We start from the raw sequence: 22067 nt of genomic DNA, 5'->3' as shown, positions 1-22067 counted from the left end.
ATTGATCACGAGCGTAGGTCCCGGCAGCTGCCGGGGCGCCCCGTGGGGAAGGCCGGAAAACCGAGAGGCGCATTCCGTACCGCGGACGTAGAATTGTTCCCCGGTGAAGGCCGGTCCGCCCGTCAGGGCAGACCGGCCTTCTCGTCCCCTCCGGAGGTACGCCATGACCAGCGGCATCCCAGTCGTGACAACGACCCGCCCCGCGCCCGGACCGGCTCTGCAGGCGGTGCTGCTCGACATGGACGGCACCCTGGTGGACACCGAGGGCTTCTGGTGGCAGGTGGAGGTCGCGGTCTTCGCCGAGCTGGGCCACCAGCTCCTGGAGGAGTACCGGGAGATCGTCGCCGGCGGCCCGATGACCCGCTGCGCCGACTTCCTGATCAAGGCCACCGGAGCCAAGATCGCGGTGGCCGAGCTCACCGCCCTGCTCAATGTCCGCTTCTCGGAGATGCTCGGCCAGGGCGTCCCGCTGATGCCCGGGGCCCGGCGGCTGCTGGCCGAGCTGGCCGCGCACCGGGTGCCCACCGCCCTGGTCTCCGCCTCCCACCGGCACATCATCGAACGGGTGCTGCCCGCGCTGGGCCCGGCCAACTTCACCCTGACCATCTCCGGCGACGAGACCGAGCGCAACAAGCCGCACCCCGATCCCTACCTGCTGGCCGCCTCCCGGCTGGGCGCCGAGCCCGCGCGATGCGCGGTGATCGAGGACTCGCTCACCGGGGTGGCCGCGGCCGAGGCGGCCGGCTGCCCGGTGGTGGCGGTGCCCTCGGTGTCCGCCATCCCGCCGGCCGCCGGGCGCACGGTGGTCCGTTCCCTGGAGCAGGTCGACCTGGGCTTCCTGCGCGCACTGATCTGGGCCTGACCGCACTACCGAGATCGATTACGGTTTCAATTTCCAAGCGGTTTCCCGGTATTGAGCGAGTGATGTTCATCACCGACCAAATGCCGCCGGCCTCTGGCCAACCGGGAGTTGGAGTGTTCTCCAAGGGGGAGAAGCGCACCCTTGTGTCCTGATTAGTGCGGTACTGCCATGGATCGTTCCCGGGCCTGGCCGGCCCGGCCGTCGCCAGCGGTTACCGAGCGGTGACAACGCATCAACTCGGCCCCGTTCCGGTGACGGCGGAGGCGCGCACTAATCTTTCGCGAGTACTTCACGGCTGCCCGTGCGACCGGCACACCCCCCGCCGCTGTCGCCCGCGGTGCCGATCGCACCACAGGGAGAACCCCACACCATGAACCGCAAGACGCTGGTGCTGCCGGCCGTGGCAGGGCTGCTGGCCCCTGTACTCGTCGCCTGTGGCGGGAGCAGTGGGTCCGGCAGCCATAGCGCCATCGTCATCGGCACCACCGACCGGTTCGAGGAGGCCGAGGGCACCCCCGCGCCCTTCGACCCCGCAGCCGCGTATGACATCGCCTCCTGGAACGTGATCCACAGCACCTTCCAGACGCTGCTGCGGCTGCCCCGCTCCGGCACCGACCCGGTGCCGGACGCGGCCACCAAGTGCACCTTCAGCGACCGCAAGAACGAGCAGTACCGGTGCACGCTGCGCAGCGACCTGAAGTTCTCCAGCGGCCGCCCGGTGACCGTCAAGGACGTCAAGTTCTCCATCGACCGGGTGCTGGGCATCAACTTCAGCAACGGCCCGGCCTCGCTGCTGGCGAACATCGACCGGGTGGAGACGCCCAATGACCACGAGGTCGTCTTCCAGCTGAAGACCCCGGACGCCACCTTCCCGCAGAAGCTGGCCACCCCGGCCGCCGCCATCGTGGACAGCGGCGCCTACGCCAAGGACAAGCTCAACAAGGGCTTCGACGCGGTGGGTTCGGGTCCGTACAAGCTCAAGACCGAGGAGAAGGACGGCCGGCTGACCAAGGCCGTGCTGTCCCGGAACACGGACTACCAGGGCGCCGTCAAGACGCAGAACGACAAGATCGAGCTGCGCTTCTTCGACGACTCCGAGTCGATGGAGAAGGCGCTCAAGGACGGCGACATCGACGTCATGAACCGCTCCCTGGACCCGGGGCAGATCGGCCCGCTGTCCAACGCCTCCGACAAGGGTGTGAAGCTCACCGATTCACCGGGCCAGGAAATCGGCTACCTGGTCTTCAACACCGACGACCCGGCGGTCAAGCCCAAGGCGGTACGCCAGGCCGTCGCCCAGCTGGTGGACCGGCAGGCACTGACCCGCGACGGCTACGACCGCACCGCCGACCCGCTGTACTCGATGGTTCCCAGCGGGATCACGGGCCACCAGACGTCCTTCTACAACCAGTACCAGGACCCCAGCGCCGACAAGGCCCGGACCCTGCTGCGGTCGGCCGGCGTCAGCACCCCGGTGAAGTTCACCATCTCCTACTCCTCCGGGCACTACGGCCCGGCCCAGGCCAAGGCGTACCAGGCGCTGGCGAAGCAGCTCAACGCCAGCGGCCTGTTCGACGTCCAGCTGCAGGACATCAAGTGGTCGCAGTACCGGTCCGACGCCGCCAAGGGCATGTTCCAGGCGTACGGCATGGGCTGGTTCCCCGACTTCCCGGACCCGGACAACTTCATCGCCCCGTTCTTCGGCAAGGACAACTTCCTCCACTCGCCCTACCGCAACGCCAAGCTGGAGGCGCTGGTCCCGCAGTCCCGCCAGGTCGCCCAGCGTGACGCGGCCACGAAGTACTTCCAGCAGGCGCAGGACATGATCGCCGACGAGGTGCCGGTGCTGCCGCTGTGGCAGAGCAAGCAGTACATCGCCACCCGCGACAACATCACCGGCGCGGAGTGGGCCCTCAACGCCTGCTCCGAGCTGCAGATGTGGGAGCTGGGCGGCGCCTGACGGGCGCCGGCCCCGGCCCGGCCGGTCCGCCGCAATCCGGACCGGCCGGCCACAACCGCACCACCACAACTCCATAGCGCAGCAACGACAGCACAACGGCAACACAACGCTCCACCTGTACAACTGGCTCCACAGAACGACCTTTTGAGCGGGCGACGGCCCGATCGGAACCCGAGAACTGTGAGGAACGTGCACGTGAGGAAACGTGACCAGTGGCTTGCCGCTCCGCTCGGCGCGGGGCTCGCGGCCGCCCTGCTCAGCGGGTGTGGCTCGGAGGACGGCAAGGCGGGGGGCACCGGTGAGTCGGTGGTCATGGGAATGTCGGACGAGGTGGTCACCACCGATCCGGCCTCCGGCTACGACCCCGGCTCCTGGGTGCTGTTCAACAACGTCTTCCAGTCCTTGCTGAGCTTCCCCAAGGGAAGCACCCAGCCCCAGCCGGAAGCCGCCCGCAAGTGCGGCTTCACGGACAACTCCAGCACCGTCTACCAGTGCACGCTGGCCGACGGACTGAAGTTCAGCAACGGCCACGACCTCACCTCCGAGGACGTCGCCTTCTCCTTCCGGCGCACCATCAAGATCAACGACAAGAACGGCCCGGCGGCCTCCATGCTGTCCACCATCAAGGGCATCAGGACGCCGGACGCCAAGACCGTGGTCTTCCAGCTCAAGCGGCCCGACGCGACCTTCCCCTCGAAGATCGCGTCCGGTGCCGGCTCCATCGTGGACCACCGGGAATACCCGATGGACAAGCTGCGCACCGACGGCAAGGCCATCGGCTCCGGCGTCTACAAGCTGGACTCCTTCGACAAGGAGCAGGCCGTCTTCAAGGTCAACGGCTCCTACAAGGGCCCCGCCAAGGCGCAGAACAGCGGCGTGACCATGAAGCTCTTCCACGGCGACCAGGCGAGCCTGAAGAAGGCCCTGCAGAAGGGCGACATCGACCTCGCCTACCGTGGCCTGGCCATGAAGGACATCGCCGACCTGGAGGCCGCCAGCGCCAGCGGCAAGCAGAAGAGCATCAAGGTCGTCGAGGGCAGCAGCGCCGAGGTGCAGCACCTGGTCTTCAACACCAAGGACCCGGTGGCCGGCAAGCTGGCCGTGCGCAAGGCCATCGCCTACCTGGTGGACCGCAGCGCCCTGGTCCGCGACGTCTACAAGCGCACCGCGGAACCGCTCTACTCGGTGGTGCCGGCCGGCATCACCAGCCACCGCACCCCGTTCTTCGACCTCTACGGCGACCACCCGCAGCGCGACCGGGCCGCCGCCGCGCTCAGCTCGGCCGGCATCCACGACAAGGTCAAGTTCACCCTGTGGGCCACCCCGATCCGCTACGGGCCGGGCACCGTACCGGAGTTCAACCAGATAGCCAAGCAGCTCAACGCCAGCGGGCTGTTCGACGTCGATGTGCAGAGCGTGCCGCTGCCCGAGTACGAGAAGGGCATCGAAGAGGGCAAGTACGCCGTCTACGCCAAGGGCTGGGTGCCCGACTTCCCGGACCCGGACAACTTCACCGCCCCGTTCTTCGGCAGCGACAACAACGAGCTGCACAACTCCTATGAGTCCAAGGAGATCGCCAGCCGGCTGCCGGCCACCGCCGCCGAGGCCAGCCGGGCCGCCACCGCCGCCGACTTCACCAAGATCCAGAGCGCTGTGGCCCAGGACATCCCGGTGCTCCCGCTGTGGCAGGGCAAGCAGTACGCGGTGGCCGCAGACAAGATCAACGGCCTCCAGTGGACCCTGGACGCCTCCACCGTCTTCCGCTTCTGGGAGATCAGCAAGGCCTGAGCGGCACCGCCGGCGGCCCGGTCACCCGGGCCGCCGGCCAAGGCTCACTGGGCGCCGGGACGCACCAGACCGCTCTCATACGCGTAGACCGCCGCCTGCACCCGGTCCCGCAGCCCCAGCTTGGTGAGCACATGGCCCACATGGGTCTTCACCGTGGTCTCACTGACAAACAGATCCGCCGCGATCTCCGCGTTGGACAGCCCCCGGGCCACCAGCTTGAGCACCTCGACCTCACGGTCGGTCAGCGTGTGCAGGGTGTCCGGCAACGGCTCCTCACCGGACGGAAGATGACCGGCGTACTTGTCCAGCAGCCGCCGGGTGATGCTCGGCGCCAGCATCGCCTCGCCGCCCGCCACCACCCGGATCGCCTGCACCAGCTCATGCGCCGGAGCGTCCTTCAGCAGAAACCCGCTGGCCCCCGCCTTCAGCGCCTCCACCACATACTCGTCAAGATCAAAGGTGGTCAGCACCAGCACCTTGGCCGGGCCGTTGCGCTCCGGGCCGGTGATCTGCCGGGTCGCCTCCACCCCGTCCATCCGGGGCATCCGGATGTCCATCAGCACCACATCCGGCTGCAGGGCCCGGACCTGGTCCAGCGCCTGCAGACCGTCCCCGGCCTCACCGACCACCGCGAGGTCCTGCTCCGCCTCCAGGATCATGCGGAAGCCCGTACGCAGCAGCGGCTGGTCGTCGACCAGTAGGACGCGGATCGCCACAGGAAAACTCCTTCGCTAGACCGCGTCCATTCTGCCCTGCGCGGAGGCGGCCGGATCCACCGCCGGACGCTGCGCGGGCACCGGCAGCGGATACGGCGGGGGAGTGCCGCCGAACTCCGGACACCGCGCCTGGTGGTCACACCAGCCGCACAGCTTCGTCGGCCGCGGCCGCCAGTCACCGGTCTCGGTGGCCAGCTCGATGGCCTCCCACAGCGCCCGCAGCTTGCGCTCCACCGCCAGCAGCTCCGCCTCGACCGGGTCATAGGTGAGCACCTCGCCGCTGCCCAGGTACACCAGCTGCAGCCGGCGCGGCACCACCCCCCGCAGCCGCCAGACCACCAGCGCGTAGAACGTCATCTGGAACAGGGCATCCGACCGGTACTGCGGAGCCGGGGCCTTGCCCGTCTTGTAGTCGACGATCCGCACCTCGCCGGTCGGCGCCACATCCACCCGGTCCACGATGCCGCGCAGCAGCAGTCCCGAATCCAGCACCGTCTCCACATACAGCTCGCGCTCGGCCGGCTCCAGCCGGGTCGGGTCCTCCAGCGTGAACCACCGCTCGACCAGCCGCTCCGCCTCCGCCAGCCAGCCCGCCAGCCGCTCGGCGTCCAGCTCGCCGCCCTCGCCCGGAAACAGCCCGGCCAGCTCCGGCCGGGCCGCCAGCAGCTTCTCCCACTCACCCGGCAGCAGCGCCCGCGCCCGCTCCGGCGTGCGCTCCGCCGCGGGCGCGTCGAAGAGCCGCTCCAGCACCGCGTGCACCACCGTGCCCCGGGTGGCCGCCGGACTCGGCTTCTCCGGCAGCCGGTCGATCACCCGGAACCGGTACAGCAGTGGACACCGCATGAAATCAGCCGCCCGGGAAGGCGACAAAGAAGCGGGCCGGGCCGGAGCCGGCGCCTGCGGACCATCCTGTTCAGCGGTTCCCATGCCACAGACCCTACGGCCCATGACCGACATCGTGCGGCATACCATCGACGGCACGGGGCCCCGCATTGCATGATCGAGGCAGTACTACTGCGCACCGGGCGGGCGCGGGGCCGCATCCGACGAGGGGACACCGTGGACAACAGCGGGCAGCGCCGTTCCGGCGGCGGGGGCGCCGACGGAGACCGCAAACCACAGCGCCCGCGCGAAAACGGCGGCGGCATCCTCATGGGCCGCCCCTTCGGCGTACCCGTCTATGTGGCACCCAGCTGGTTCCTGGTCGCCGCACTGATCACCTGGGTCTTCGGCGGCCAGCTGGACCGGGTACTGCCCGAACTGGGCCGGGCCCGCTACCTGGTCTCCCTCTTCTTCGCGGTGGCCTTCTACGCCTCGGTGCTGGTGCACGAACTGGCCCACACCGTGGCCGCCCTGCGCTTCAAGCTCCCGGTACGCCGCATCCAGCTGCAGTTCTTCGGCGGTGTCTCGGAAATCGAGAAGGAGAGCGAGACCCCCGGCCGGGAATTCGTGCTGGCCTTTGTGGGACCACTGCTCTCCCTGGTGCTGGCCGGCCTGTTCTGGGTCGGCATGCAGGCCGTCGAAGCCGGCACCGTCCCCGGCGTCCTGCTGGCCGGCCTGATGGTCTCCAACCTGCTGGTGGCCGCCTTCAACCTGCTCCCCGGACTGCCGCTGGACGGCGGCCGGATGCTGCGCGCCGTGGTCTGGAAGATCAGCGGTAAACCGATGACCGGCACGGTGGCCGCCGCCTGGGTCGGCCGGGCCCTGGCCGTCGCGGTGCTCATCGGACTGCCCCTGCTCACCCGGGCCGACCGGGACGAGAGCTTCGGCAGCGCCGACTCCGTCACCGACGCACTGCTCGCCGCGATCCTGGCCGCGATCATCTGGACCGGCGCCGGGAACAGCCTGCGGATGGCCCGGCTGCGGGAACGGCTCCCCGGGCTGCGGGCCCGCACCCTCACCCGGCGCGCGGTGCCGGTGCCGGCCGTCACCCCGCTCTCCGAGGCCCTGCGCCGGGCGAACGAGGCGGGCGCCCGGGCCCTGGTGGTGGTGGACGGCCAGGGCACGCCCACCGCGCTGGTACGGGAGGCCGCCATCGTGGGAGTGCCGGTGCACCGGCGGCCCTGGGTCTCGGTGGGCTCCCTCGCCCAGGACATCACCGACGGTATGCGGGTCCCCGCGGAGCTCTCGGGGGAGGACCTGCTGGAGGTCCTGCGGGCCACGCCCGCGTCGGAATACCTGGTGGTCGAGGAGACGGGCGAGGTGTACGGCGTCCTCTCCACCTCCGACGTGGAGCGCGCCTTCGTCGCCGCGATGGCCAGGACGCCCTAGGCATCCGCGGGGCACGGGCCCGCCCGGAAGATCACGGGCGAGCCCACACCCGTACAAGCCGAGCGCGGCGACCCGGTAGGCTGGTCACATGTCCGAACCGACCGGTGCCGCCCGCCGTCGCGGGCCCTTCCAGGTCGGGGACCAGGTCCAGCTCACCGACCCCAAGGGACGCCACTACACCTTCACGCTCGAAGCCGGGAAGCAGTTCCACACCCACAAGGGTGCCTTCCCGCACGACGAGCTGATCGGTGCTCCCGAGGGCAGTGTTGTCCGTACCACGGGAAACGTCGCCTACCTCGCGCTGCGCCCCCTGCTCCCCGACTATGTCCTGTCCATGCCGCGCGGAGCCGCCGTGGTCTACCCCAAGGACGCGGGGCAGATCCTGGCGATGGCCGACATCTTCCCCGGCGCCCGCGTCGTGGAAGCCGGCGTCGGCTCCGGCTCCCTGAGCAGCTTCCTGCTGCGCGCCATCGGCGACCAGGGCATGCTGCACTCCTATGAGCGCCGGGCCGACTTCGCGGAGATCGCCCAGCAGAATGTGGAGCGCTACTTCGGCGGCTCGCACCCCGCCTGGAAGCTCACCGTCGGCGACCTCCAGGACAACCTGTCCGAGACCGACGTGGACCGCGTCATCCTCGACATGCTCGCCCCCTGGGAGTGCCTGGAGGCCGTGCGCAAGGCACTGGTCCCCGGCGGCATCCTGTGCTGCTACGTGGCCACCACCACCCAGCTGGCGCGCACCGTCGAGTCCATCCGCGAGATCGGCTGCTTCGCCGAGCCCTCCGCCTGGGAGACCATGGTCCGCACCTGGCATGTGGAGGGCCTGGCGGTACGCCCGGACCACCGCATGATCGGGCACACCGGCTTCCTGCTCACCGCCCGCCGCCTCGCCGACGGGGTGGAGCCGCCGCTGCGCCGCCGCCGTCCGGCCAAGGGCGCCTATGGCGAGGACTACTCCGGGCCGGGCAGCCAGAGCGGTTCCTGACCCGCGCGAAACCCGCGCCTGACCCACGCGAAATCACCTGGGCGCCGCCGCCGAGCCGAACTCGGCGGCGGCGCCCATGCGTTGGCCCAAGCCCGCCGTTCCCCGTCCTCAAGTGGTGTGCGACGATGCGGCCGTTACCGTCCGCCACCGCCCTCACAGGAGCCAGCGCGCGTGCAGCAGCCCCCGGCAGGACTCCCGCACACCCGAACCCGTTCCGTCCACTGGCTGGTCACCGCGGTGACCCTGGCCGCGGTGCTGGCCGGCGCCGCCCTGGTCGGCCCCGGTGATGACACCGCCACCGCCTCCGCGCCCCCGGCCGCCGCACCCGACCCGCACACCGCGCGCTATCCGCTCAACTGCGGCCGGGCGGGCCTGGATGTGGTGGGGCAGGGCGGTGCCGGCCTCGATGGCGACGGACGCCCGGAGACGGTCGCGGTGGTGCGCTGCGCCTCCGGCGGCGGCACCCCGCCCAGCGGTGTCTACGTCCTGGAACCATCCGCCGAGCCGGGCGGCGTCCCAAGGGTGGCGGCCACCCTGGTCGACCCGGCGCAGAAGATGAGCGTCACCGGCTTCTCGGTGCGCGGGGGCGTCATTTCGGCCACCTTGCTCGGCTACTCGGCGCCCAGCGTGCCGCGTTGCTGCCCGGATCTGCGCCGCTCGGTCCAATGGCGCCGACAGGGCGGCAAGTTCACGCTGACCGCGGCGCCGGTCGCGGGGAGTGTCTGAGCCGTCACTCAGTGCGTCACTCGGCGTCCGGACCGTAGACCTCGACCTTGTCCGATACGCGGCGTACGTGAATGCAGTCGCCCGGGCACTCCTTCGCCGAGTCCCGGACATCGGTCAACAGGGCCAGCGGCACGGGCGTGGTGGCACCCTTGTCCTGCAGCAACTCGTCGTCGGCGCTCTTCACATAGGCCAGACCGTCGATGTCCAGCTCGAAGACCTCGGGCGCGTACTGGGCGCAGATACCGTCGCCGGTGCACAGGTCCTGGTCGATCCATACTTCGAGGGCTTCCTCGGCGACGGCCACCGGGCCTTCGTTCCGCGCGGTCATCTCGACTGCCGTTCCTCTCCCTGCGAATGAACCAATTGGAGCCAGCACTGACGGGTGTTGACCGTCTCGACGATACAACCGCCCGCTTTCCGATGTTGATGGGTGGGTATTCCCCTCACGTGAGGACGTGCGCAAGGGTGAAGATCGGACACACTCCGACCGGGTTTGTGATCTAGGGGTTTCAACCTGCACCGGCCCAGGTAGGGTCTGGAAGCGTCCAGCTCCCCTTGGAGGAGGTGAGGACCGTGGCAGCCCACGACGACGACAACAACCGCGGCATCCGGCCGGGGCGGGGGTCCGATGACCCCGCGGGCCAGGTTGCCTATCTTGAGCAGGAGATCGCCGTCCTGCGGCGGAAGCTCGCCGACTCTCCGCGGCACACGAGGATTCTCGAAGAGCGGATCGTCGAGCTCCAGACCAACCTGGCCGGAGTGTCCGCTCAGAACGAGCGGCTCGCCAACACCCTGCGTGAGGCCCGCGATCAGATCGTGGCCCTCAAGGAAGAGGTCGACCGGCTCGCCCAGCCGCCCGCCGGCTTCGGTGTCTTCCTGCAGACCAACGAGGACGACACGGTGGACATCTTCACCGGCGGCCGCAAGCTGCGGGTGAACGTGAGCCCCAGCGTGGAGGCCGACGCCCTCCGTCCCGGCCAGGAGGTCATGCTCAACGAGGCGCTCAATGTGGTCGAGGCCATGGCGTTCGAGCGGGCCGGGGACATCGTCACCCTCAAGGAGATCCTGGAGGGCGGCGAACGGGCCCTGGTGATCGGGCACACCGACGAGGAGCGGGTGGTGAGGCTCGCCGAGCCGCTGCTGGACATCACCATCCGCCCCGGCGACGCCCTGCTGCTGGAGCCCCGCTCCGGGTATGTCTACGAGGTCATCCCCAAGAGCGAGGTCGAGGAGCTCGTCCTCGAAGAGGTCCCGGACATCGACTACACAAAGATCGGCGGCCTGGGCAACCAGATCGAGCTGATCCGCGACGCGGTCGAACTCCCCTACCTCTACCCCGACCTGTTTAAGGAGCACCAACTCCGGCCGCCCAAGGGCGTTCTGCTCTACGGCCCGCCCGGCTGCGGCAAGACGCTGATCGCCAAGGCGGTGGCCAACTCCCTTGCCAAGAAGGTCGCCGAGGTCACCGGCAAGCCCGCGGGGAAGAGCTTCTTCCTCAACATCAAGGGCCCCGAGCTGCTCAACAAGTATGTGGGCGAGACCGAGCGGCACATCCGGCTGATCTTCCAGCGCGCCCGGGAGAAGGCCAGCGAGGGCACGCCCGTGATCGTCTTCTTCGACGAGATGGACTCCCTCTTCCGCACCCGCGGCTCCGGGGTCAGCTCGGACGTGGAGAACACCATCGTCCCGCAGCTGCTCTCCGAGATCGACGGTGTGGAGGGCCTGGAGAACGTCATCGTCATCGGCGCCTCCAACCGCGAGGACATGATCGACCCCGCGATCCTGCGCCCCGGCCGGCTCGATGTGAAGATCAAGATCGAGCGTCCGGACGCGGAGGCCGCCAAGGACATCTTCTCCAAGTACCTCACCGAGACCCTGCCGCTGCACGCCGACGACCTCGCCGAGCACGGCGGGGACGCCAAGGTCACCGTGGACGGCATGATCCAGTCGGTGGTGGAGCAGATGTACGCCGAGTCCGAGGAGAACCGCTTCCTTGAGGTCACCTATGCCAACGGTGACAAGGAAGTGCTCTACTTCAAGGACTTCAACTCCGGCGCCATGATCCAGAACATTGTGGACCGGGCCAAGAAGATGGCGATCAAGGCCTTCCTCGACCACGACCAGAAGGGCCTGCGGGTCTCCCACCTGCTGGCGGCCTGCGTGGACGAGTTCAAGGAGAACGAGGACCTGCCCAACACCACCAACCCGGACGACTGGGCCCGCATCTCCGGAAAGAAGGGCGAGCGGATCGTCTTCATCCGCACCCTGGTCACCGGGAAGCAGGGCGCGGACACCGGGCGTTCCATCGACACGGTGGCCAATACCGGCCAGTACCTGTAACAGCGCCGTCCGGCTGCGGATGCCCTGATCACCCGCCCCTGGCGGGTCGGTCGGGGAGTCCGCGGCCGGACGTGTTTTACGTCAGGAACACGCCAAGCGGCACGAACCGGAGCAATGACTGTAATGATCTCCCCACCACCGCAAAGCCGTTCTAGGCTCTTCGGTACCGCCGCGAAGCGCAGTGGGGGATCGCGGACCGTTTACGGATCGGATGCGCAGCGGTACTTGAGCGCCGAACCCACCAGGGGGCGCCGGGCAAGGAGGGCCGCATGACCGTACGGCGAGTAATGGGCATTGAGACGGAGTACGGGATCTCCGTCCCCGGTCACCCGAACGCCAATGCCATGCTCACCTCGTCCCAGATCGTCAACGCCTACGCGGCCGCGATGCAACGGGCACGCCGTGCCCGCTGGGACTTCGAGGAGGAGAACCCGCTGCGGGACGCCCGCGGCTTCGACCTCGCCCGTGAGGCCGCGGATGCCAGCCAGCTCACCGACGAGGACATCGGCCTGGCCAATGTCATCCTCACCAACGGCGCCCGGCTCTATGTGGACCACGCCCACCCCGAATACAGCTCCCCGGAGATCACCAACCCCCGCGACGCCGTCCTCTGGGACAAGGCGGGGGAGCGCATCATGGCGCAGGCCGCCGAGCGGGCCGCCCAGCTGCCCGGCGCCCAGCCGATCCACCTCTACAAGAACAACACCGACAACAAGGGCGCCTCCTACGGCACCCACGAGAACTACCTGATGAAGCGGGACACCCCCTTCTCGGACATCGTGCGCCACCTGACGCCCTTCTTCGTCTGCCGCCAGGTGGTCACCGGGGCGGGCCGGGTGGGCATCGGACAGGACGGCCGGGAACACGGCTTCCAGATCAGCCAGCGGGCCGACTACTTCGAGGTCGAGGTCGGCCTGGAGACCACGCTCAAGCGGCCCATCATCAACACCCGGGACGAGCCGCACGCCGACGCCGAGAAATACCGCCGGCTGCATGTGATCATCGGCGACGCCAACCTCTCGGAGATCTCCACCTACCTCAAGCTGGGCACCACCTCGCTGGTCCTCTCCATGATCGAAGACGGCTTCATTTCCACCGACTTCGCCATCGACCAGCCGGTGCGCACCCTGCACCAGGTCAGCCATGACCCCACCCTGCGACGGCTGATCACGCTGCGCAGCGGGCGCACGCTGACCGCGGTGCAGTTGCAGATGGAGTACTTCGAGCTGGCCCGCAAGCATGTGGAGGACCGGCTGGGCGCGGACGCCGACGAGCAGACCAAGGACGTCCTGGCCCGCTGGGAGGACGTCCTGACCCGGCTGGAGAGCGACCCGATGAGCCTGTCCGGCGAGCTGGACTGGGTGGCCAAGCGGGAACTGCTGGAGGGCTACCGCCGCCGGGACGGCCTGGGCTGGGACGCGGCCCGGCTGCACCTGGTGGATCTCCAGTACGCCGATGTACGCCCGGAAAAGGGCCTTTACAACCGGCTGGCGGCGCGCGGCCGGATCAAGCGGCTGCTGGACGAGGCCGAGGTGGAACGGGCCTGCACGGCCCCCCCGGAGGACACCAGGGCCTACTTCCGCGGCCGCTGCCTGGAGCAGTACGCGGACGATGTGGCCGCGGCCTCCTGGGACTCGGTGATCTTCGACCTCCCCGGCCGCGACTCGCTGCAGCGGGTGCCCACCCTGGAGCCGCTGCGCGGCACCCGCAACCACGTCAAGGAACTCCTGGACCGCTGTCGCACGGCGGAGGAGCTGGTGCGGGTGCTGTCCGGCGGCTGAGCGGCCGGGCGGCCGGGCTGCGAAGCGTCTGAGAAAGAGGTGTTCCGGGAATCATCACGGTGGTTCCCGGGCGTTCCAGCAAGTACGGAGCCGATGACGGCCCCGGCTTGTAGGGTCTGAAGAAGTACGTCCGATCTTGCACGTCGAACGAGCGGGGTGAGGGGTATGGCGACCAAGGACACCGGCGGCGGGCAGCAGAAGGCCACGCGCTCGACAGAGGAGGTCGAGGAGCAGGCGCAGGATGCGCAGGCTTCCGAGGACCTCAAGGAGCGGCACGAGAAGCTGTCGGACGACGTGGATTCCGTGCTGGACGAAATCGATGATGTGCTCGAGGAGAACGCCGAGGACTTTGTGCGGTCGTTTGTACAGAAGGGCGGGGAGTGATTGGTTTGACCTTGGAAAGCAAGGTCAAATCGGGGGTTGGGGTTTTCGTCCCCCGGGGGTACAAGCGGTGCCCGCGATGCGAGAAGATCTACTGGCGCGAGTGCGGGACATCGTGCTTCAGCTGCAACGCCGCACTGGGGCTGTTCAAGGATCGGCCGGACGTCATAAGGCGCGCCGCCGCATATGTGGAAGGAAACGTGTGGAAGCCAACCCTCGTAGCACCGGGCGTCTACCAGCTGCCTTCCTGACGCCGGGCTCGTCCTCCTTTATGGACTTCCTCGGCAGCCACTCCCCGGAGCTGCTGCCGGGCAACCGGCAGCTGCCTCCGGTCAAGGGAGCCATAGAGATCCCGCACGGCACCACCATCGTCGCGGCGACCTTCCCCGGCGGGGTGGTGCTGGCCGGTGACCGGCGGGCCACCATGGGCAATGTGATCGCCCAGCGGGACATCGAGAAGGTCTTCCCGGCCGACGAGTACTCGGCCGTGGGCATCGCCGGCACGGCCGGTCTCGCCGTGGAGATGGTCAAGCTCTTCCAGCTGGAACTGGAGCACTTCGAGAAGGTCGAGGGCGTCCCGCTCTCGCTGGAGGGCAAGGCCAACCGGCTGTCCACGATGATCCGCAGCAACCTGGCCATGGCCATGCAGGGCCTGGCCGTGGTCCCGCTGTTCGCCGGCTGGGACGTGGACCGTCAGAAGGGCCGGATCTTCTCCTATGACGTCACCGGAGGGCGTTCGGAGGACCATGGCTATGCGGCCACCGGCTCCGGTTCGCTGTTCGCCCGGGGGGCGCTGAAGAAGCTCTTCCGGGAGGACCTGACCGAGAGCCAGGCCGCCACGCTGGTCGTCCAGGCGCTCTATGACGCCGCGGACGACGACTCGGCGACCGGCGGTCCCGACCTGGCGCGCCGGATCTTCCCGATCGTCACCGTGATCACCGACGAGGGGTTCCGGCGGCTGACCGAGGCCCAGTGCTCGGAGATCGTCCGGGCGATCCACGAGCGCCGGCTCGAGGAGCCGGACGGTCCGCGGGCCGCGCTGCTCTAGGGCGGCCGGGTCCAGGACAGTCCGGGATGCCCGGGATGTATTCGCCACTGACAGAAAGGGACGGATAGCCGGTGTCGACGCCGTTCTACGTCTCACCCCAGCAGGCCATGGCCGATCGCGCCGAGTATGCCCGCAAGGGCATCGCGCGCGGCCGCAGCGTGGTGGTCCTCCAGTACAACGACGGTGTGGTCTTCGTCGCCGAGAACCCGTCCCGCGCCCTGCACAAGGTCAGCGAGATCTATGACCGGATCGCCTTCGCGGCGGTCGGCAAGTACAACGAGTTCGAGAACCTGCGCATCGGCGGGGTGCGCTACGCGGACCTGCGCGGCTACACCTACGACCGGGACGATGTCACCGCCCGGGGCCTGGCCAATGTCTATGCGCAGACGCTGGGCACCATCTTCTCCAGCGCGGGGGAGAAGCCCTATGAGGTCGAGCTGATCGTGGCCGAGGTCGGGGCCGGGCCGGAGGACGACCAGATCTACCGGCTGCCGCACGACGGTTCCATCGTGGACGAGCATGGCTCGGTGGCGGTGGGCGGCAACGCGGACCAGATCAGCAACTACCTCGGCCAGCGCCACCGGGACGGGATGACCCTCTCCGAGGCGCTGAAGCTGGCCGTGGAGTCGCTGGCCCGGGGCACCGTCGTAGGGTCAACTGCCCGGTGCGGGGCGTCCGGTGGAGCCGCGTGTTATCAACTCGACCGGCAGGGCCGTCCCGGGCGCCGGGCGTTCGTCCAGCACCGCCATCAGGGTGCGCATGCCCGCCTCGCCCACCGCCTCCGCGGGCAGCCGGACGGTGGTCAGTTCCGGGTCCACCGCGGTGGCCAGTGACAGGTCGTCGAAGCCGGTCACCGAGATGTCGCCGGGCACCCGCAGGCCCAGCCGCCGGGCGGCCTTGCAGGCGCCCGCCGCCAGGATGTCGTCGTCGCAGACCAGCGCGGTCGGCCGGGGCCAGGGGCCGGTCAGCGCCCGCTCGGCGGCGGCCAGCCCGGCCGCCACGGTGAGGGCGGCGGCCTCGGTGCGTACCAGCTCCGCGCCGTCGGCGGCGCGCACCGCCTCGGCGAGCGCCCGGGCGCGTACCCGGAAGGTCCAGGAGTCGACATCGGCCGCCAGGTGTGCGATGCGGCGGTGGCCGAGTGCCAGGAGATGCGCGGTGACCTGCCGCATGCCGTCGGCGATGTCGAAGTTGACGGTGGCGGCCGCCTCGGCCCGGCCGGGGTCGCTGTCCAGCATCACCAGCGGGAGGTCGCCCTCACGCAGTTCGGTCAGGGCGTCGGCCGCCATGGAGGAGGCGATCACCCCGTCCAGGGTGGCCCGGGCCGAGGGGAAGGGGCCGCGGGCCTGGCCCAGGCCCTCCAGGGAGGGGTAGAGCAGCACGCCCACCCCGTGTTCGCCGGCGACCCGGGCGGCGCCCGCGTAGACCCGGGCGAAGAACTCATTGGTGAGCGCGGGCACCACCAGCAGGGCGGTGCGGGTGCGGCCCAGCCGCAGGTCGCGGGCGGCGCGGTTGGGGCGGTAGCCCAGGGCGCGGGCGGCCGAGCGGACGGCCTCGGCGCGCTGCTCGGAGACCCGGCCGCGCCATTTCTCGCCCATCACCAGGGAGACGGTGGCCTGGGAGACGCCGGCCGCGCGAGCCACATCCCGGCTGGTGGCCCGGGCGGGGGCGGCCCGGGTGCCCCGTACCGTGGGCCAGCGCTCCCCAGCACGCCCGACTTCGGTCACGGCCCCTCCGCCCCTGTTCGCCTGTTGCCACGGTTGGACCGTGAGCTTGCCGTCATGGTACGTATAACGTCGAAGGTTATACGTAAAACCGAGAGGAAAACGATGGCGGGCGGCGGCGGATACGTCGAAATGCTCAGGACGCGGCATGCGGCGCGACTGCTCACCGGCACCCTGGTGGGGCGACTGCCCAATGCCACGGCCGCCCTGGCGATCGTCCTCTTCGTGCGCGCCGAGGGTGGCAGTCTCGCCCTGGCCAGCGCCCTCTCGGCGGTCTACGGCGTGGCCAACGCGGTGGGCCAGCCGCTGCTCGGCCGGGCCGTGGATCTCTATGGCCAGCCCCGGGTGATGCTGCCCTCGGCCGCGCTGGCGGCGCTGGGCATGTCCCTCTTCGCCGTGCTCGGCCTGGACCCGCTGCCGCTGGCCTACGTCACCATGATCGTCGCCGGCTTCTTCACCCCGCCGCTGGAGGGCGGGCTGCGCGCGCTGTGGCCCGCCGTCCTCAAGGACGAGGGGCGCATCCACGCCGCGTACTCCCTGGACGCCATCGCCCAGGAAGTGATGTACGTGGTCGGGCCGCTGATCATCACCGGTCTGGTCGCCCTGCGGTCGCCGGCCGCCGCGCTGTGTGTCATCAGCCTGCTGGGCGTCCTGGGCGCGCTGGCCGTGGTCACCTCGCCGCCCTCGCGGCAGTGGCGCAGCGAGCCGCGTGAGGCGCACTGGCTGGGCGCGCTGCGCTCACGCGGGCTGCTGGTGCTGCTGGGCGCCTTCTTCTGCATAGGCTGCGCGCTGGGTTCCATAGCCCTGGCGGCGGTGGCCTATGGCGGGGAGCACGGCGGGGACGCGGTGGCCGGCTATCTGCTGTCCGCGCTGGGCGTGGGCGCGCTGATCGGCGGCAGCGTCTACGGTGCCCGCCAGTGGGCCGGCAGCCCCGAGCAGCGGCTGCGGGTGCTGGTCGCCGGTCTGGCGCTGGGGTATCTGCCGCTGCTGCTGGTGCCCGGCGCGGTGTGGATGACGGTGCTGGCCGGTGTCGCCGGTGTGTTCCTGGCGCCCTCGCTGGCCTGCGCGTTTGTGGTGGTGGACCGGCATGCGCTGCGCGGCACGGTCACCGAGGCCTTCTCCTGGCTGGTGACCTCCTTCGGTGTGGGTGCGTCCATGGGTACCGCCTTCGCGGGTCCGGCGGTCGAACACGGCGGAGTCGCGGCGGGGTTCGGCGTGGCGGTGGGCGGCGGTTTCGCGGCCCTGCTGGTGCTGATCCTGGGGCGGCGGGTGCTGACAGCTTCGCGGTCCCGCTCGGAGGTCGTGGCGCGTTCGGAAAACGATCGGAACGCTGCTGTCGAACCCGGTTTCAGCGCAGGGCATCAGGCGTAGTGTTCAGGCATGGACCGCCGCATTTTCGGGCTGGAGAACGAGTACGGCGTCACATGCACCTTCAGGGGACAGCGCCGGCTGTCGCCTGACGAAGTGGCGCGCTACCTCTTCCGCCGAGTCGTTTCCTGGGGGCGCAGCAGCAATGTCTTCCTGCGCAACGGCGCCCGGCTCTACCTCGATGTGGGTTCGCACCCGGAATACGCAACTCCGGAGTGCGACAACGTGATCGAACTGGTCACCCATGACAAGGCGGGGGAGCGCATTCTCGAGGGCCTGCTCGTCGATGCCGAACGCCGCCTGCATGAGGAGGGGATCGCGGGCGACGTCTATCTCTTCAAGAACAACACCGATTCGGCCGGGAACTCCTACGGCTGCCATGAGAACTATCTGGTGGCGAGACATGGGGAGTTCTCCCGGCTGGCGGACATCCTGATCCCCTTCCTGGTGACCCGTCAGCTGCTGTGCGGTGCGGGGAAGGTGCTGCAGACCCCGCGCGGTGCCGTGTACTGCGTCAGCCAGCGCGCCGAGCACATCTGGGAGGGCGTCAGCTCGGCGACCACCCGGTCGCGTCCGATCATCAACACCCGGGACGAGCCGCATGCCGACGCCGAGCGTTATCGCCGGCTGCATGTGATCGTCGGTGACTCCAATATGTCGGAGACCACCACCTTGCTGAAGGTGGGCTCCACGGATCTGGTGCTGCGCATGATCGAGGCCGGCACGGTGATGCGCGATCTGACCCTGGAGAATCCCATCCGCGCCATCCGTGAGGTCAGCCATGACATAACGGGCCGGCGCAAGGTGCGGCTGGCCAGCGGGCGGGAGGCATCGGCGCTGGAGATCCAGCAGGAGTACTACGAGAAGGCCGTGGACTTCTGCGAGCGCCGGGGCATCCGCACCGGCACCGTGGAGCGGGTGCTGGAGCTGTGGGGGCGGTCGCTGGAGGCGGTGCGGGACGAGGACCTGGACCGGATCGCCACCGAGATCGACTGGGTGATGAAGTATCAGCTCATCGAGCGCTACCGGGCGAAGAACAACATCACCATGTCGCATCCCCGGGTGGCCCAGATAGACCTGGCCTATCACGACATCCACCGCCGCCGTGGTCTGTACTACCTGCTGGAGCGGCGCGGTCAGGCGGCCCGGGTGTGCAATGACCTGAAGATCTTCGAGGGTAAGTCGGTGCCGCCGCAGACCACCCGGGCCCGGCTGCGGGGGGATTTCATCCGGCGGGCGCAGGAGCAGCGGCGGGACTTCACCGTCGACTGGGTGCATCTCAAGCTCAACGACCAGGCGCAGCGCACCGTGTTGTGCAAGGACCCTTTCCGATCGGTTGACGACCGGGTGGAAAAGCTGATCGCCGGAATGTGACGGGGTGTGCGCCGGGTTCGCCGGATCCGGCGTATGTCCGTGTCGAACGCGGCAATTCGCTGTGACTCAGGTCATAGAGTGGCGGCCACTGTTCCGCCACCGCCTAGCCCGAGTTGGACCGATGCTGCGATTCCCCGGGGTGTCCATCCCCCTTGTTCGTTCATGTCCGAAGAGTTCGAGTCCGCGGAGTTCCGTGCGGATTCGCCGGCGGGTTGGCGCGCTGGCCGTCCCGCTGCTGCTGTTCACCGCCGTGGCCTGTGGCTCCGACGACGGGTCCGGCAAGGTGAGCGTGGAGGGCAAGTTCGGCGAGAAGCCGGTGATCTCCACCTCCAAGGGGGCCAAGGCGAAGGACACCCTCACGGTGTCGGTGGTGTCCCAGGGCAATGGGCCCGTGGTGGCCAAGGGTGCCTTCGTCCGGGCCGACTATGCCGCCGCGACGCTCAAGGACGGCAAGACCTTCGACGGTTCCTGGGCGCAGCAGTCGCAGGTGAGCAATGGGGTGCGTCGGCAGGCGGTGCAGCAGCTGGGTCAGCCGGCGGGCCAGCTGGTGCCGCCCAAGGTGATCGACTCGCTGCAGGGGCAGCGGGTCGGTTCCCGGGTCCGGGTCGAGGGCACGGTCAAGGCGATGCTCGGTGACCAGGCCGGGCAGAGCCAGCTGAGTCCGGAGGACGGTCTGCTGTGGGTCCTGGATGTGGTCGGGGCCCAGCAGGTGGATCCCAAGGCCGAGGCCGGCGGGCAGCCGGAGGCGCCGCAGCCGGGCATGCCGATGGTGAAGGTGGAGTCGCAGAAGCCGGCGGACATCACCATCCCCAAGGGTGAGAAGCCGCCGGCCGACCTCAAGCAGCAGGTGCTGATCAAGGGCAGCGGCCCGGAGGTGAAGGCCGGGGACGGCCTGATCGCCCAGTACACCGGGGTCAAGTGGGACGACGGCAAGAAGTTCGACTCCACCTGGGACCACAGTCCGCCCGGTGCCACCGCCTTCCAGATCGGGGTGGGTTCGGTGATCCCCGGCTGGGACAAGGGGCTGGTCGGCAAGCATGTGGGGGACCGGGTGGAGCTGGTGATCCCCGCCAATCTCGCCTATGGCGACAATCCGCCGCAGACCAGTGGGATCCCCAAGGGAGCCACCCTGGTGTTTGTGGTGGACATCGTGGGCAAGGTCTGATCGATCGTCTGCGAAACTTGCACGGTTATCCGCAGAACCCCCTTCCTAGGAGCACTTAGGTGAACATCGAGAAGCCGGAGATCGACTTTCCGGAGGGTCCGGTTCCCACCGACCTGGAGATCGTCGAGATCTGGGAGGGCGACGGCCCGGTCGCCAAGGCCGGAGACTTCGTCAAGGTCCACTACGTGGGCGTGGCCTTCTCCACCGGCGAGGAGTTCGACGCCAGCTGGAACCGTGGCAACCCGCTGGAGTTCAAGCTCGGGGCCGGCCAGGTCATCCAGGGCTGGGACAAGGGCATCCAGGGCATGAAGGTGGGCGGCCGGCGCAAGCTGACCATCCCGGCCCACCTCGCCTACGGCGACCGCGGCGCCGGCGGCGGCGTCATCGCCCCCGGTGAGACGCTGATCTTCGTCTGCGACCTGATGGGCGTCTGAGGATCCGCACCCCGGACCGAGGGCCCGCGCAGCCGCGCGGGCCCTCGGCTTTTGCCCTGCGTACTGTGGACGGTACGGTCATCGGTTGAAACAACACCAGGACGGGGCGAGAGGGCGTCGATGGCGATTGCCAAGGCCGAGCGGCTGATGAATCTGGCGCTGTGCCTGCTGGGCACGCGCCGCCCGCTGAGCAAGCGGGAGCTGCGCGGTTCGATCGAGGCTTACATCGAGGCCTTCGGGCCGGGCCATGGCGCGGCTTTCGGGCCGGGGAACGGTCCGGTGAACGGGTCCGGCGTCGCCCTCCAGGGCAGCGACGATGCCTTCAACCGCATGTTCGAGCGGGACAAGGAGGACCTCCGCGAGCTCGGTCTGATCATCGAGACCGTGGAGGGCGTGGACGGCGAGACCGGCTATCTCGCCCGCCGTGACAGCAACCGGCTGCCCCCCATCACCCTGGATGTGGCCGAGGCCGCCGCGCTCGGTCTGGCCGCCAAGGTCTGGCAGCAGGCCCGGCTGGCCGCCGCCGCCAGCGGGGCGCTGCAGAAGCTGCGCGCCGCCGGAATGCCGCTGGCGGAGGACCCCTATGGCACCACGAGCGCCCTGGAGACCCGTATCCCGGTGCACGAGGCCGCCTTTGAGCCGCTGATGCTGGCCGCCCGCGACCGCCGCCCGGTGATCTTCGACTATCGCAAGGCCAATGCCGCCCGCCCCGAGCAGCGCCAGGTCGAGCCCTGGACCCTGGAGTGCTGGCGGGGCCACTGGTACCTGGCCGGCTGGGACCGCGACCGCCGGGCCGAGCGCGTCTTCCGGCTCTCCCGGATCACCGGCCGGGTCCGCTCCCGAAGCCTCCCCTTCACCGCCCCCGTCCCCGACCATGTCACGGTGCGCGAGACGGTGGAGACCTGGGCGGGGGAGACCGCCACCGGCACCGCCCGTATCAAGGTCCGGGCCGGCCATGGCTATCCGCTGCGCGCCCGCGCTCTCACGGTGCGCGCGGCGGACGAGGGCTGGGACGAGCTGGAGATCCCCTATGGGCACGGGCTGGACGCCTGGCTGGTGGAGTTCGGACCGGATGTGGTGGTACTGGAACCGGCCGAGCTGCGCGGCGAGGTCATCGACCGGCTGCGCGCCGTGGCCAAGGGCTGAC

At 69.4% G+C, this 22067-nt stretch carries 19 protein-coding genes and 2 pseudogenes; 17 read left to right on the top strand and 4 right to left on the bottom strand.

The genetic code is table 11. The features are described 5' to 3' along the window. Window positions 1–163: 163 nt before the first annotated feature. From ACIHFE_RS22820 to ACIHFE_RS22810, 3 genes are all read left to right on the top strand, one after another. Window positions 164–862: an HAD family hydrolase gene (locus tag ACIHFE_RS22820; RefSeq protein ID WP_400109050.1), complete on the top strand. Its 699-nt coding sequence runs from the start codon at window positions 164–166 to the stop codon at window positions 860–862. A 370-nt stretch (window positions 863–1232) separates the two neighbouring features. Next, a complete protein-coding gene (locus ACIHFE_RS22815) occupies window positions 1233–2822 on the top strand; it encodes an ABC transporter substrate-binding protein (RefSeq protein ID WP_400109049.1) in 1590 nt (529 codons plus the stop codon). A 195-nt stretch (window positions 2823–3017) separates the two neighbouring features. After that, the gene (locus ACIHFE_RS22810) at window positions 3018–4610 is read left to right on the top strand and encodes an ABC transporter substrate-binding protein (protein WP_400109047.1); all 1593 of its coding nucleotides are present in this window, start codon (window positions 3018–3020) and stop codon (window positions 4608–4610) included. Between the two features lie 44 nt (window positions 4611–4654). On the opposite strand, the gene ACIHFE_RS22805 is transcribed toward ACIHFE_RS22810, so the two are convergent. Further along, window positions 4655–5326 carry a response regulator gene (locus ACIHFE_RS22805; protein WP_400109046.1) on the bottom strand — a complete coding sequence of 224 codons (672 nt, stop codon included), beginning with the start codon at window positions 5324–5326 and terminating at the stop codon, window positions 4655–4657. A 15-nt stretch (window positions 5327–5341) separates the two neighbouring features. Next, entirely contained in the window at window positions 5342–6298 is a 957-nt protein-coding gene (locus tag ACIHFE_RS22800; RefSeq protein WP_400109299.1) for a RecB family exonuclease, read from the bottom strand. Window positions 6299–6385: 87 nt separating this feature from the next. Between ACIHFE_RS22800 and ACIHFE_RS22795 the strand changes: the two genes are divergently transcribed. The 3 genes from ACIHFE_RS22795 (at window position 6386) to ACIHFE_RS22785 (ending at window position 9308) form a co-directional block, all read left to right on the top strand. Then, window positions 6386–7597 (top strand): site-2 protease family protein, encoded by a 1212-nt coding sequence (locus ACIHFE_RS22795; protein WP_400109297.1) that lies wholly within the window; start codon window positions 6386–6388, stop codon window positions 7595–7597. Between the two features lie 88 nt (window positions 7598–7685). Next, window positions 7686–8582, top strand: a complete 897-nt coding sequence (locus ACIHFE_RS22790; protein ID WP_400109045.1) for a tRNA (adenine-N1)-methyltransferase — start codon at window positions 7686–7688, stop codon at window positions 8580–8582. 171 nt (window positions 8583–8753) lie between these two features. Beyond that, window positions 8754–9308 (top strand): hypothetical protein, encoded by a 555-nt coding sequence (locus ACIHFE_RS22785; RefSeq protein WP_400109043.1) that lies wholly within the window; start codon window positions 8754–8756, stop codon window positions 9306–9308. Between the two features lie 16 nt (window positions 9309–9324). Here ACIHFE_RS22785 and ACIHFE_RS22780 read toward each other — a convergent pair whose 3' ends face one another. Next, window positions 9325–9636, bottom strand: coding sequence for a ferredoxin (locus ACIHFE_RS22780; RefSeq protein ID WP_400109041.1), 312 nt, complete (start codon window positions 9634–9636; stop codon window positions 9325–9327). Between the two features lie 245 nt (window positions 9637–9881). Here ACIHFE_RS22780 and arc point away from each other — a divergent pair, with 245 nt between their 5' ends. The 6 genes and pseudogenes from arc (at window position 9882) to prcA (ending at window position 15691) form a co-directional block, all read left to right on the top strand. Then, entirely contained in the window at window positions 9882–11648 is a 1767-nt protein-coding gene (gene arc, locus ACIHFE_RS22775; RefSeq protein WP_400109039.1) for a proteasome ATPase, read from the top strand. 269 nt (window positions 11649–11917) lie between these two features. Beyond that, entirely contained in the window at window positions 11918–13429 is a 1512-nt protein-coding gene (gene dop / locus ACIHFE_RS22770) for a depupylase/deamidase Dop (protein ID WP_400109037.1), read from the top strand. A gap of 165 nt (window positions 13430–13594) precedes the next feature. Beyond that, entirely contained in the window at window positions 13595–13813 is a 219-nt protein-coding gene (locus ACIHFE_RS22765; RefSeq protein WP_020939002.1) for a ubiquitin-like protein Pup, read from the top strand. A gap of 104 nt (window positions 13814–13917) precedes the next feature. Next, window positions 13918–14061, top strand: a pseudogene (locus ACIHFE_RS22760) (endonuclease domain-containing protein); the annotation flags it as partial. Next, complete coding sequence (prcB, locus tag ACIHFE_RS22755) at window positions 14013–14858, top strand: proteasome subunit beta (protein ID WP_400109035.1); 846 nt, start codon at window positions 14013–14015, stop codon at window positions 14856–14858. The pseudogene ACIHFE_RS22760 and the gene prcB, both read left to right, overlap by 49 nt. 71 nt (window positions 14859–14929) lie before the next feature. Continuing rightward, a complete protein-coding gene (prcA, locus tag ACIHFE_RS22750) occupies window positions 14930–15691 on the top strand; it encodes a proteasome subunit alpha (protein ID WP_400109034.1) in 762 nt (253 codons plus the stop codon). Here prcA and ACIHFE_RS22745 read toward each other — a convergent pair. Next, a pseudogene (locus ACIHFE_RS22745) lies at window positions 15596–16453 on the bottom strand (LacI family DNA-binding transcriptional regulator); the annotation flags it as partial. The gene prcA and the pseudogene ACIHFE_RS22745 overlap by 96 nt on opposite strands. 231 nt (window positions 16454–16684) lie before the next feature. Here ACIHFE_RS22745 and ACIHFE_RS22740 point away from each other — a divergent pair. The 5 genes from ACIHFE_RS22740 to ACIHFE_RS22720 all read left to right on the top strand — a co-directional run bounded on the left by ACIHFE_RS22740 (window position 16685) and on the right by ACIHFE_RS22720 (window position 22066). Then, complete coding sequence (locus tag ACIHFE_RS22740; RefSeq protein WP_400109032.1) at window positions 16685–17950, top strand: MFS transporter; 1266 nt, start codon at window positions 16685–16687, stop codon at window positions 17948–17950. 9 nt (window positions 17951–17959) lie between these two features. Next, window positions 17960–19321 (top strand): Pup--protein ligase, encoded by a 1362-nt coding sequence (pafA, locus tag ACIHFE_RS22735; RefSeq protein WP_400109031.1) that lies wholly within the window; start codon window positions 17960–17962, stop codon window positions 19319–19321. Window positions 19322–19514: 193 nt separating this feature from the next. Continuing rightward, on the top strand, window positions 19515–20486 hold the full coding sequence (locus tag ACIHFE_RS22730; protein ID WP_400109029.1) for an FKBP-type peptidyl-prolyl cis-trans isomerase: 972 nt from the start codon (window positions 19515–19517) through the stop codon (window positions 20484–20486). Window positions 20487–20545: 59 nt separating this feature from the next. After that, window positions 20546–20920: an FKBP-type peptidyl-prolyl cis-trans isomerase gene (locus tag ACIHFE_RS22725; RefSeq protein WP_400109028.1), complete on the top strand. Its 375-nt coding sequence runs from the start codon at window positions 20546–20548 to the stop codon at window positions 20918–20920. A 120-nt stretch (window positions 20921–21040) separates the two neighbouring features. Then, the gene (locus ACIHFE_RS22720; protein ID WP_400109027.1) at window positions 21041–22066 is read left to right on the top strand and encodes a helix-turn-helix transcriptional regulator; all 1026 of its coding nucleotides are present in this window, start codon (window positions 21041–21043) and stop codon (window positions 22064–22066) included. The last annotated feature ends 1 nt before the right edge of the window (window position 22067 follow it).

This window comes from Streptomyces sp. NPDC052396, assembly GCF_044593195.1.
Lineage (GTDB): Bacteria > Actinomycetota > Actinomycetes > Streptomycetales > Streptomycetaceae > Streptomyces.
The sequence above is the reverse complement of the archived record's forward strand: the minus strand, read 5'-3'. Positions and strand labels throughout refer to the sequence as shown.

What these genes read in the sequence shown, in the direction of transcription:
- ACIHFE_RS22820 (WP_400109050.1), top strand. Translation starts at nt 164, where the DNA reads ATGACCAGCGGCATCCCAGTCGTGACAACGACCCGCCCCGCGCCCGGA.
- ACIHFE_RS22815 (WP_400109049.1), top strand. Translation starts at nt 1,233, where the DNA reads ATGAACCGCAAGACGCTGGTGCTGCCGGCCGTGGCAGGGCTGCTGGCC.
- ACIHFE_RS22800 (WP_400109299.1), bottom strand. Translation starts at nt 6,298, where the DNA reads ATGGTATGCCGCACGATGTCGGTCATGGGCCGTAGGGTCTGTGGCATG.
- ACIHFE_RS22790 (WP_400109045.1), top strand. Translation starts at nt 7,686, where the DNA reads ATGTCCGAACCGACCGGTGCCGCCCGCCGTCGCGGGCCCTTCCAGGTC.
- ACIHFE_RS22780 (WP_400109041.1), bottom strand. Translation starts at nt 9,636, where the DNA reads ATGACCGCGCGGAACGAAGGCCCGGTGGCCGTCGCCGAGGAAGCCCTC.
- dop (WP_400109037.1), top strand. Translation starts at nt 11,918, where the DNA reads ATGACCGTACGGCGAGTAATGGGCATTGAGACGGAGTACGGGATCTCC.
- ACIHFE_RS22765 (WP_020939002.1), top strand. Translation starts at nt 13,595, where the DNA reads ATGGCGACCAAGGACACCGGCGGCGGGCAGCAGAAGGCCACGCGCTCG.
- ACIHFE_RS22740 (WP_400109032.1), top strand. Translation starts at nt 16,685, where the DNA reads ATGGCGGGCGGCGGCGGATACGTCGAAATGCTCAGGACGCGGCATGCG.
- pafA (WP_400109031.1), top strand. Translation starts at nt 17,960, where the DNA reads ATGGACCGCCGCATTTTCGGGCTGGAGAACGAGTACGGCGTCACATGC.
- ACIHFE_RS22720 (WP_400109027.1), top strand. Translation starts at nt 21,041, where the DNA reads ATGGCGATTGCCAAGGCCGAGCGGCTGATGAATCTGGCGCTGTGCCTG.